Origin of the sequence: Nostoc sp., assembly GCF_036917515.1 — a bacterium.
Classification (GTDB): domain Bacteria; phylum Cyanobacteriota; class Cyanobacteriia; order Cyanobacteriales; family Nostocaceae; genus Nostoc.
In genome coordinates this window covers 23,083-33,433 of sequence record NZ_JBALDE010000073.1, presented here as the reverse complement: position 1 = coordinate 33,433, position 10,351 = coordinate 23,083, and the positions used below count along the sequence as shown (strand labels likewise).

At 42.8% G+C, this 10,351-nt stretch carries 8 protein-coding genes; 2 read left to right on the top strand and 6 right to left on the bottom strand.

The genetic code is table 11. From position 1 onward, the window contains the following. Positions 1-207 precede the first annotated feature (207 nt). Positions 208-582, bottom strand: a complete 375-nt coding sequence (locus V7K89_RS08760; RefSeq protein WP_335186270.1) for a hypothetical protein — start codon at positions 580-582, stop codon at positions 208-210. Positions 583-689: 107 nt separating this feature from the next. Here V7K89_RS08760 and V7K89_RS08755 point away from each other — a divergent pair, with 107 nt between their 5' ends. Further along, on the top strand, positions 690-926 hold the full coding sequence (locus V7K89_RS08755) for a hypothetical protein (protein WP_442941615.1): 237 nt from the start codon (positions 690-692) through the stop codon (positions 924-926). Positions 927-1,034: 108 nt separating this feature from the next. Here V7K89_RS08755 and V7K89_RS08750 read toward each other — a convergent pair whose 3' ends face one another. From V7K89_RS08750 to V7K89_RS08730, 5 genes are all read right to left on the bottom strand, one after another. Continuing rightward, positions 1,035-1,997 carry an aldo/keto reductase gene (locus V7K89_RS08750; protein ID WP_335186267.1) on the bottom strand — a complete coding sequence of 321 codons (963 nt, stop codon included), beginning with the start codon at positions 1,995-1,997 and terminating at the stop codon, positions 1,035-1,037. Positions 1,998-2,254: 257 nt separating this feature from the next. Continuing rightward, positions 2,255-2,560, bottom strand: coding sequence for a small RNA NsiR4-regulated ssr1528 family protein (locus tag V7K89_RS08745; RefSeq protein WP_335186265.1), 306 nt, complete (start codon positions 2,558-2,560; stop codon positions 2,255-2,257). 352 nt (positions 2,561-2,912) lie between these two features. Then, positions 2,913-3,167 carry a hypothetical protein gene (locus V7K89_RS08740; protein WP_335186263.1) on the bottom strand — a complete coding sequence of 85 codons (255 nt, stop codon included), beginning with the start codon at positions 3,165-3,167 and terminating at the stop codon, positions 2,913-2,915. 258 nt (positions 3,168-3,425) lie between these two features. After that, complete coding sequence (gene ppc, locus V7K89_RS08735; RefSeq protein ID WP_335186261.1) at positions 3,426-6,503, bottom strand: phosphoenolpyruvate carboxylase; 3,078 nt, start codon at positions 6,501-6,503, stop codon at positions 3,426-3,428. 84 nt (positions 6,504-6,587) lie between these two features. Then, entirely contained in the window at positions 6,588-6,842 is a 255-nt protein-coding gene (locus tag V7K89_RS08730) for a hypothetical protein (protein ID WP_335186259.1), read from the bottom strand. A 427-nt stretch (positions 6,843-7,269) separates the two neighbouring features. Here V7K89_RS08730 and V7K89_RS08725 point away from each other — a divergent pair, with 427 nt between their 5' ends. Further along, positions 7,270-10,281 (top strand): DUF1574 family protein, encoded by a 3,012-nt coding sequence (locus V7K89_RS08725; RefSeq protein ID WP_335186256.1) that lies wholly within the window; start codon positions 7,270-7,272, stop codon positions 10,279-10,281. Positions 10,282-10,351 lie beyond the last annotated feature (70 nt).

Sequence of the window (10,351 nt, the reverse complement as noted above, 5' to 3'; positions counted from 1 at the left end):
CAAATGCTCTGAATGCGGTAACTAAAAAAGACATTATTGGATGGTTCACCCACTGCTGTTACTATATTGCACCCAACTGAGAACCGCTATATTTTCTACTAATCAAAAGTCGGTTTAAACAAATTACAATTTTTCGACACGGGCGATACCTACGGTGAGCTACATTTAGACAGCTAGACGAAAAGTTAGCGATCGCCCTTGGGTTAATTAACTTACAATCGCAACTGACTTTTTACGATTAGGACGCTTGCGTTCTGATTTTTTCTTCAGTCCAACGGCTTGAGCTTGATCGCTATCTGAACCATATTGTCCGCGGATTACTTCTTTCATCGCTAATACAGCATTATGAAATTCCCATTCTGCTAATCGCGCCGCATCGACCGCAGCACGATATAAAGTAAGTTTTTCAGTTTCGGATTGTTGCTGCGCCAACATCGCTTGATAAGCTTGCTGTAAGTTTTCTACAGAGGCATCAGTACGGGTTGTGTTGTATGTACTGATGGTTCGCAAGCCGTGAAATGAGTTTATATCTTGACTGATTAATTGAGAAGGCAAACGACGGGTTTTATCTTGGGCGGGCATATAAGTATATTGGTATAGTGTATACCTTTAATGTGCCCATTACAACAAAAAATCTAACAGTAAAGTGAGATTTTTAGATAGAACAAGGTTAAAAAAAGCGTGAGTTAATTTTTGCAGGTGGAAACAATGGCATTGTTAGCCAAAACAATGCCATTGTCAGTCACAACAATCGCATTGTTAGTCAAAACAATGGCATTGTTAGTCAAGACAATCGCATTGTCAGTCACAACAATGGCATTGTCAGCCGAAACAATCGCATTGTTAGTCAAAACAATGGCATTGTTAGCCGAAACAATCGCATTGTCATACGAAACAATGCCATTGCAGGGGGTTGCATTAAATAACGTGGCGATGTCTACGACGGGCTACGCCTACGCAATTAATAAACTGGAAGATGTTCTAGTGTTGTATTAACCTATGAACTTCCTCCACAGACAACACTAAGAAAGTATCTACGCTGACATCAACTGCTGGATGCGCTGTGGTTCCTCTCCCAGCCAATCTGGATTTTGGGCAGTGCTGTCAAAGATTGATGAGGTTTTGAACGGCTCAAACTCACCGCGTAATGCCGCTTCTGCCGTTTTTGCTAAGAGCGATCGCACTTGCTCGTCGTTCATTGGCTGGAATGTCCGCACTGCTTCAAAAGCTTGCTCTAGAATCTCCATACTGTCAATTCCGGTAATCACAACCGATGTTGGCAGATTCAAAGCATAGTGTAAACATTCAATTGGCGTTACAGTCTTTGACCGTAAAAGAATGCCGTTTGCCAAGCTTTTCATCCCCAAAATGCCGATGTTTTGTTTCACAAGTTCCGGCACAACCAGCTTTGCAAAGCTCCGATAGTGAGCATCCATTACATTCAGGGGCATCTGCACTGTATCAAATTTAAACCCGTGAGCAGCTGCAACTTCCAGTGTATGTAAATGAATATGGGGATCTTTATGCCCAGTAAAACCGATGTATCGGAGTTTTCCAGCTTCTCGCGCCTCTATGAAGGCAGCATTTGCCCCTTCTGGGTCAAAAATTCGATGGGGGTCTTCGTATCGAATCACTTCATGATGCTGAACAAGATCGATGCAATCAACTTGTAGGCGTTTGAGTGATTCGTCTAATTGTTTTGCGGCTTCTTTCTTAGAGCGACCATCGATTTTCGTCATCAGAAACACTTTATCTCGGTAGCCATCGCGCAGCGCTTTTCCCATGCGAATCTCGCTGACTCCACCGTTGTAATCCCAACTGTTATCCATAAAGGTGATGCCACGATCAATCGCTGTTCTAACAATGCGGATACCCAGTTGCTCATCAACGTGCTTCAAGGCAATGTGCCAACCACCCAATCCGATGGCGGAAACTTTTTCGCCTGTGCTACCGATAACTCGATATTGCATTTCTGAATTTGACGTAGTTGCTGACATGTGTTCTCCAAGTCTTTCAGCTATTACTCAAGTACATATAGCCATCTGCCAATTCAAACACAAGGCAAAATTGACAATATCTTGCTGAAGATACACTTTTCGACGAGATTAGGAAAATACTCAAGAAGCCAAAATACCGATGGCAATTTAAGATGTGTGAGGTAAAAAATTGATTTCAATCCCACGTTTTTCAGCGTGGGAACATAGCTGCCTTCTGTCTTCTGAATCCTGAATTCTGCTGTAACTCCTAACTTTATTTATTTACCACTATAGAAAAAGGCAATTTCTTTCTCTTTTAGCGCTGCAAAACCAGCATCTACGAGTAATTGGTCAAGTTCTGCTTGGGGAATGTGTTTTGCGCCAATTCGTACAATGCGCGATCGCATCGTATTAGATACACCACTGCGCTGTCTGTTACCTTCTAGCGCCATAACTTTACCATAAAGTTCTAGCTTGGCAGGCGGAATGGGAGAACCATCAAAATCAATTCCCTGTGCGATCGCTTCATCAATCGCATCAGCCCCTGTAGTAGTTTGATTCCCTGGGTTAGTTTCGGTAGGCATGGTGATTTATCTCTTCTTCGCTATGGGTAGATTTTACCAGCCTTGCTGACACCAAAGCTGCCAATCTTTAAACTCATACCAATTTGAAAATCTCTAAAGACGCGATTCATCGCGTCTCTACCCAAGGATGTGTTGCAATCATTAATTGAATTGGTATCACCAAAACAGGGAGTAGGGAGTAAGGGAAAAAGAAAAAATACCCTGCATAGCGAGTGGTTTGAAGCCTCCCCCTGAAAGAGGGAGTGGTTGTAGTAGGGAGAAGATAAATGCCCTGTTTTTAATTAGCCAAAAATTCCATATTTTTCTTTCCCTACTCCCCCATCCCTACTCCCTACTCCCTCTTGAAATTAGACTAATCACGGGCTTGTCGCGTCACCAAACCACCAACAAAAGCCCCTAAGATAGTGCCTGTCCAAAGTCCTGTTGTGCTACCTTGCCATATTGCTCCTGGTGTTATCCAAGCGTTGCACATCTCCTTTAAACCCCAAGGTTGGTTTTGGCACTTTTGGCTATGGAGCATTATGGTGATTTGCCCACTAGTGTAAGCACCAAAAAAACCTGATAACAGCGCCAAGAAAGTGCAAATTAAAATTTTATTTTTTGTCATTTGTCATTGGTCATTGGTCATTAGTCATTAGACTTCTTGCATAAATCAAAAGCCCTCACCCTAAATCCCTCTCCCAAGCTTGGGAGAGGGACTTTGAAATTGGCTCCCCTTCTCCCAATTTTGGGAGAAGGGGTTGGGGGATGAGGGGGAATTTTGCATTTGTGCAAGAGGTCTATTGGTCATGGGAAAGAGGACAAGGGGAAAGACTTGTTGCAAATTATCACTTAAGTTACTTTGTCTCCTCTGCCCCATGCCCCATCAACCTGTATTTCTCATTCCAGCAGCAATACCATTAATAGTTAACAATGCTCCTCGCAGTAACTCGCCTTTGCTGTAACGAGAATGAATAACTCCAGAAGTAGCAGTATTTTGGGACTGCCGGAGACGCTTGAGTAGTGAAACTTGGATAAATCCCAGGGGGACAATTGTACCATTGCGTAACTGCACAGAGCGTTGCAATACAGGATCACCATCTAACAATCGATTGTGATCGGTGATTTTTAACACCAAATCCCTTGTTAGATAGAACTCGCTGGCAATTTGGTCAAAAACTTTCGCAAAACGAAGTTGATCTTCTGGTTTTGAGAGTTCTTGGACGTAGTGGTGTGCCATTTGTATATCTACTTTTGCCAAAGTCATCTCAGCTTTAGAAATCACCATCTTGAAAAAGGGCCACTTCACGTAAAAGTAGCGGAGTAATTTCAAGTGTTCTTCTGGTTCTTCGTTCAAGAATTCTTGTAATGCTGTGCCAATGCCGTACCAGGAAGGAAGCAAAAAGCGAGTTTGTGTCCAGCTAAATACCCAAGGAATGGCTCGCAGACTACTTAAATCTTTTTTACCAGATGGACGGCGTGCAGGGCGGGAACTAATTTGTAGCTGGCTAATTTCTTCAATGGGAGTTACTTCGTGGAAGAAATCAACAAAATCAGGTTGTTCGTAGATTAAAGCACGATAATGTTGTCGCGATCGCACTGCTAATTCTTCCATAATCTCATTCCAGGGTTCAATATCATCAAACCCTGTCCGCAGTAGACTAGCTTGAATCACAGCCGTGGTGATGGTTTCCATGTGATACAAAGCCAAGTCCAACAAGGAATATTTGGAAGCCAAAACTTCTCCTTGTTCGGTAATCTTGATTCGCCCATTGATACTATGACCTGGTTGAGCCAAAATTGCTTCGTAAGCAGGGCCCCCACCTCGTCCCACAGAACCGCCGCGTCCGTGGAAAATCCGTAAATTTAGGTCGTAGTTTTCTGCTATTTCTTGCAGTGATTTTTGAGCTTTATGAATTTCCCAGTTACTACTTAAAAAACCAGAGTCTTTGTTGCTGTCAGAATACCCCAACATTACTTCTTGTAAATTAGGGGTGACGGAGGAGGTAGGGGAACAGGGGAGCAGGGGAGCAGGGGAGGGTGAATTTTCATCTGTACCTGCTTTTGTCTGTTCGTAACCACCTGCTAATAAAGCGCGATATAACGGCAGTTCAAACAGTTTCCGCATGACGCTTCTGGAGCGTTGTAAATCTTCTACTGTCTCAAATAGGGGGATAACTTGAATAGTTCCGACAGCAAGGGCGGGGTCAAAAAGTCTGGCTTCTTTGGCTAAAAGCAATACTTCCAGCACGTCGCTCACGTCGCGGCACATACTGATAATGTAAGTTTGGCAGATGTTTAGACCAAATTCTTGTTGCAGCGATCGCACGATGCGAAAGGTTTCAATTACATCGTTGGTTTTTTCGGAAAATGGCAATTCTGCCGGAATTAATGGCCTGCGGGTTTGTAGTTCGCCTGTAAGCCAAGCAACTTTTTGCTCCTCGGATAGTTCGTTGTAAGGTTGGGGTAATATTTGCAGGTATTCCAGGATCTCATTGAGCGCATCGGCGTGACGGGATGATTCTTGGCGGATATCTAACTGTGTTAAGTTAAAGCCAAAAATTTCTACCTGACAGATTAGATTTTCTAATTCTCGACAACTTAAACCTGTTTCTGTCAAGTTGCGCTGAATCATTCGCAGTTCTGCTAAAAAATCGGCTCCCGAACGATACTGAGGGCTGTCTTGATTTGTTGGCGTTTCCCGATTGTACAAAGCTAGATTGCGATCGCGAGTATTTTCCAACCGTTTCAGCACGTAAGCTAGTTTCAGCCGATAGGGTTCTTGTCGATAACGCAGCGCCAGTGCGTCATATACTTCACTCAGCTGGGACTGATCCGATTCTAGAGATTCCAGTAAGTCTGGTAAAACATCACTCCAGTGCATTGACACACTCAACAATTCAATCAGATTTTTCACTGACTGAATATATCTCCCGATTACCATTTTGCGCTGATAGCAAGCCGTTTTCCAGGTGATTTCGGGTGTAACTGATGGATTCCCATCTCTATCTGCACCTACCCAGGAGCCAAAAGAGCAAAAGTTTTTACTCGGTGGTTCTAGTCTAGGAAAGGTATTGGATAGAGTGTGTTTGAAACGTTTATACAGTTGGGGAATGCCATCAAATAAAACTTCTTGAAAGTAGTGCAGGGCATAATCTACTTCATCTAGGACTGTGGGTTTGAACTGGTGAAGTTCGTCTGTACGCCACCACAGGCGAATCTCTTCAACTAATTGTTCGCGGACATCTGCTGCTTCCCAAGGATATGCTCCTGGTGTAGTCCCAGAATGGTTTGCCAAGGTATCCAGTTTTTGCAAAAGTTGTACCACCTGTCGCTGCTTATCTCGGATGGTATGACGAACAATTTCCGTCGGGTGCGCTGTAAAAACTAAGCGCACATCCAGATGTGCAATTAGACGTTGAATTTGCTGGGGTGGGACATTCAGTTTGAATAAATAGGGAAACAAGGCAGCAAAAGTACCTTTTGGTTTGACTTGCCCCTTTTCGAGATAATTCTTTTTGAGGAAGGCTGCTGCTATTCCCTTGCTTACAGGCGCATCATCTTCCCTTTGATTAGACGAATAATTAACATTGGCTGGTGTTTCTGGTGTAGCTTCTGTTTCTGCCTCATAGCGACTCAATTGCTGCCGTTGTTCGTATTCTTGCTCTATGATGTTAATCAACTGAAAATACAGAGCGAAAGCACGAGCCGCGCGAATTGCTTCGTTGATATTTAGTTGTTCGATTAGTTTGACGGCTGAAGATGCTTGGTCATTTGTTGCTTGTCCTTCTGGCGAACATAAATCGCGCAACTGACGCAACAAGTCTACCATATCTTGACCGCATTCTTGCCGGAGAACTGACTCCCACAATTCTTCCACTACCTGGAGACGATGACGCAAAAATAATTCCGACACCGGGTATATATCCGCAGTTTGAGACGAAGAGTATAAAAGGGAACCCATATTCTCTATTCTTGTAAAGCTAATTACTGTTTACGGTTCTAGGTTTTGTACTTAGTGCTTACCGGGTTGTTCCTGAGCAAATAATTATTTGGTGTATATCTTCTCATCTTGATTGATTTCGGGTTCATCTGGGAAGTCTAGATTGGGTAAGCGATCGCCTCGAAATAATTCTTCACTAGCTTCTCCTATGGCTTCTAGTGCTCTTACTGTAGTTTTTCCGGTAATCAGCAGCAGTAATATAGACGCTGTACCTATTTGTAAAAGTAATGATTGGGGAATGGGAAATAAATCCAGATTGGATGCGGGTTTAGGCGAAGACTGTTGGTTGGTTGGAGGCATTGCTAATTTTTGGTTATGGGAATTATGAGTAAAAAGGAGTTAGGAGTTAGGATGACTCCAACGAGAAAGGGATGGAGTTGAAATGAGATAAGCTTATTGTTTCGCCCATCAGGGGCATTAGCGCAGTGAAACATAAGTCCGGTTTTAAAGGACAAGTCATCAGCCAGTCATATAGAATTATTCTGACTCCTAGCTCCTAACTACTAACTTCTAACTTCTGATTTTTGACTCCCTATTAGTAAAATAAACGCAAAACTCAACATTAGTCAGACTTGCAACCTATACAAAACTATCTTGTCTGATTTTGTGAGCTACGAAGGTAACAAAATTGTTAAAAAAAAACGTCAGAGTGTGATAAACCTATGGTTCTAGTTTACAAGTGCAGGCACTATCCCCCAACCATCGCTTTCTGTAAAGTTAACTGAGCATGAAAACAGTAGTACCAGATCGCCAGCAATCCTTAGTGCAATGGGTAAGCCAAGCAACAGGGATCAACACTTTCGGAGTGAAAGTCCGGTTGCGGGGAAATGACCTTCATATTCTTTGTGAAGGTACAGAATGTCCGCAGCGTTGGCGTACTTTGTCTGATTTGCTGCAAGCACTACAGCAAACAAACTTAGATATCCTCACAAACAGTGAACAAACCTCAATATATCAAGTATTTGTCTATGGTCGCAGAAAAGGGGAACAACGCCCCTCATGGTGTCATCGGGTTCAGTTAAATCAAATAGATAAGCATCTTGAGCAGGTGCAGCAAGCGCTGCTAGCAGACTCGGAAAAATCAAAACAATCGGGTGGGGCGCTAATTGTCTCTAACGAAAGTTTGGCACGCCAAGGTAATCCAGAGGCGATCGCTCGGTATCTGAGCGAAACTCTGAGTACGCTAGGTGTATCAGTACAGGCAAAGATTAAGCTATATAAGCCAAAGAATTCTCAGCCAGAAGAAAATCGCCTGTGGATATTTTGCCAGTCAAGCTATAGCCCTGATGCATCTTTGCTTGCCGAACCAATAGCACAAAAGTTGCGTTATCTCAAGCTTTCCGGCTACCAAGATGCCGTAATTGTTTCTCAGGTAAGCGGTGAAACTGCCCCTGATTGGCTGCTACGGGTGGATTTGACACCACCAGAGGTGATGCTTAAAGAGTGGGCGCGTTGGGGAGATGTGCAAGCGATCGCTCGATTATTAGCTGAAGTACTATCAGGGTTAAAAGTTGGTGTCCAAGTTTCTCTAAAAGAATCAACGCTACATATATTTTGTATCCCAGCTTTCGATCCTTTAGGAACTGCCCCGATCCCAGACAAAGTAGTATGCTTAGAGGCGATTTTACCGCAGCTAGAAGCGATCGCTCCTCAAGCCATTTTCGCCGCCACCGTATACGGACAAAAAGCAGGCGACAAGGAACCCACTTGGATTGATTGGCTAACTTTACCTGCAACCAACCATCCCGCCTTTGCCATATCACCATTAGATTTGGCAAATACTGGCGATGAACCAGCGATCGTTTTTTTACTAGAGCGCTTACTCAATCCTGATTTGGATTGGCGACTATTGACAGGTGGAATTCGCGTACTTCTACTAAACAAAAATGGTTTATTGCACATTATGTGTGATGCACCTGTTTGTCCACTGCGGCAACAAGTAGTAAGCAAAATTACGCAGTTTATCCGCCAGTTAAAAATTTCCGGTATTATGGGAATACGTATCTACGGTCGCCGTGCTGGCAATAAAGAACCTTTTTGGAATTATGGCGTCGATCTTGAACATCGCCAACGTTTAGTACCGGAAGCAACCCCAGAATTTGCTGCTACTTCTATATACATAGGCGATTTAGTAACATCTGAGACTAGTGAGCCAATTTTGCGCCCAGACTTAACGACAAAAGAAGTTCAAAATTTTGTAACAGAAGTAGCGCGAGATTGGATAGCAACAGCAACTTCAACTGCGAGAAAATTCCTGTTGAAAAGCCAGCTATTTACTGAAAGCAACGAATCAGCCGAACGTAATTATGATGTTCAAGGAATTAAAACTGCTCTGGTTTGGGGAGCGCTGGGATTATTACTTACCCTCCAAACTGATTGGCTATTGGGTCAAATTATTGCACGTAATACGCCCACGCCAAAAGTTGCTAACGCCAGCCTCTCATCATCTTCCGAGCAGAAGGCATCTTTGACATCTGGAAAAAATCAGAGTGAGAAAACGACATTTTTTAGTAGCACTTCCAAGACAAAATCTCCTCCAAATCAGAGTTCTGTATTTAATGCTTCGGAATTTACCCAAAGTGATGAAACTCCAAAAAATAATTTGCCAGCCGCACCACTGAAGGAAAAAGCAACCGCAACAGCTATTCTTTTAGCAGCGCGATCGCAGATGCCAAGTTTTAATGTCAGGCAGTTAGACGAGCAACTAGCACTGTATAAACAGCGTTTAGCTAGAACTGGTAGTCCGCCAGATATATTGATTATTGGCTCTTCCCGCGCCCTCAGAGGAGTAGATCCCGCAGCACTTTCTAAAGCTTTAGCAACTCAAGGCTATCCAAATCTTGATGTGTTTAACTTTGGGATTAACGGTGCTACGGCACAAGTTGTAGACTTTGTGATTCGTCATGTCTTAGAACCATCAGAATTACCCAAAATAATTATCTGGGCAGATGGTGCGCGTGCTTTCAACGGCGGGCGTGAGGATATTACTTTTAAATCACTTGCTGCATCCGCTGGTTATAAACAAGCATTTGAAAAAACACCAACAACGGCAAGTAGCAATGATTTACCAGAAAATATGGTAAATTCGGGAGAACAAAAAACAAATCAAGAAAAACAGGAGATTAGTACTTATGAAGCTGTAAATCAATCGTTAAATCAGGTTTTAGGATCTGTTTCTGCTAGCTATCAAAACCGCGACCAAATTAAAAGTTTATTACAAAAACAATTGCTTATATTTGGTAATAATCAGACAGTTACATCGCAAAAACAGTTGACAGACGGTACTTCAGATGAAAGTATTTCCCAGCAAGCGGTTGACGTTGATGGCTTTCTACCCTTATCTATTCGCTTTAATCCCGCGAGATACTATCAAAAACATTCTAGAGTTACCGGAAATTATGACAACGACTATAAATCTTTCCAAGTAGAAGGACAGCAAGATGCTGCTTTCCAAGAGGTGCTTCAATTTACCCAGTCTCATAAAATCTCCTTAGTGTTTGTGAATATGCCTCTAACAGGAGATTATTTAGATCCAGTGCGTAAACAATATGAGCAGCAATTTCAGCAATATATGTTGCGTTTGGCTACTAATTCCAACTTTATTTATCGTGATTTCAGCCAACAGTGGACAAAAGTAAATGATTTCTTTTCTGATCCTAGCCACCTCAACCGCTTTGGTGCATACGAAGTCTCGAAAAAGCTAGCTAACGATCCGATGATTCCTTGGCCAGTGAAATAGAAAGTGGGAGTGGGGAATCGGATGAGGGAGAAGGAAAAGAATAATTATTGATTAATGACCAATGCCCCAT

Coding starts and splice junctions, on each gene's coding strand:
- V7K89_RS08760 (WP_335186270.1), bottom strand. CDS start 582: ATGCCCGCCCAAGATAAAACCCGTCGTTTGCCTTCTCAATTAATCAGT.
- V7K89_RS08725 (WP_335186256.1), top strand. CDS start 7,270: ATGAAAACAGTAGTACCAGATCGCCAGCAATCCTTAGTGCAATGGGTA.
- V7K89_RS08730 (WP_335186259.1), bottom strand. CDS start 6,842: ATGCCTCCAACCAACCAACAGTCTTCGCCTAAACCCGCATCCAATCTG.
- ppc (WP_335186261.1), bottom strand. CDS start 6,503: ATGGGTTCCCTTTTATACTCTTCGTCTCAAACTGCGGATATATACCCG.
- V7K89_RS08750 (WP_335186267.1), bottom strand. CDS start 1,997: ATGTCAGCAACTACGTCAAATTCAGAAATGCAATATCGAGTTATCGGT.
- V7K89_RS08745 (WP_335186265.1), bottom strand. CDS start 2,560: ATGCCTACCGAAACTAACCCAGGGAATCAAACTACTACAGGGGCTGAT.
- V7K89_RS08740 (WP_335186263.1), bottom strand. CDS start 3,167: ATGACAAAAAATAAAATTTTAATTTGCACTTTCTTGGCGCTGTTATCA.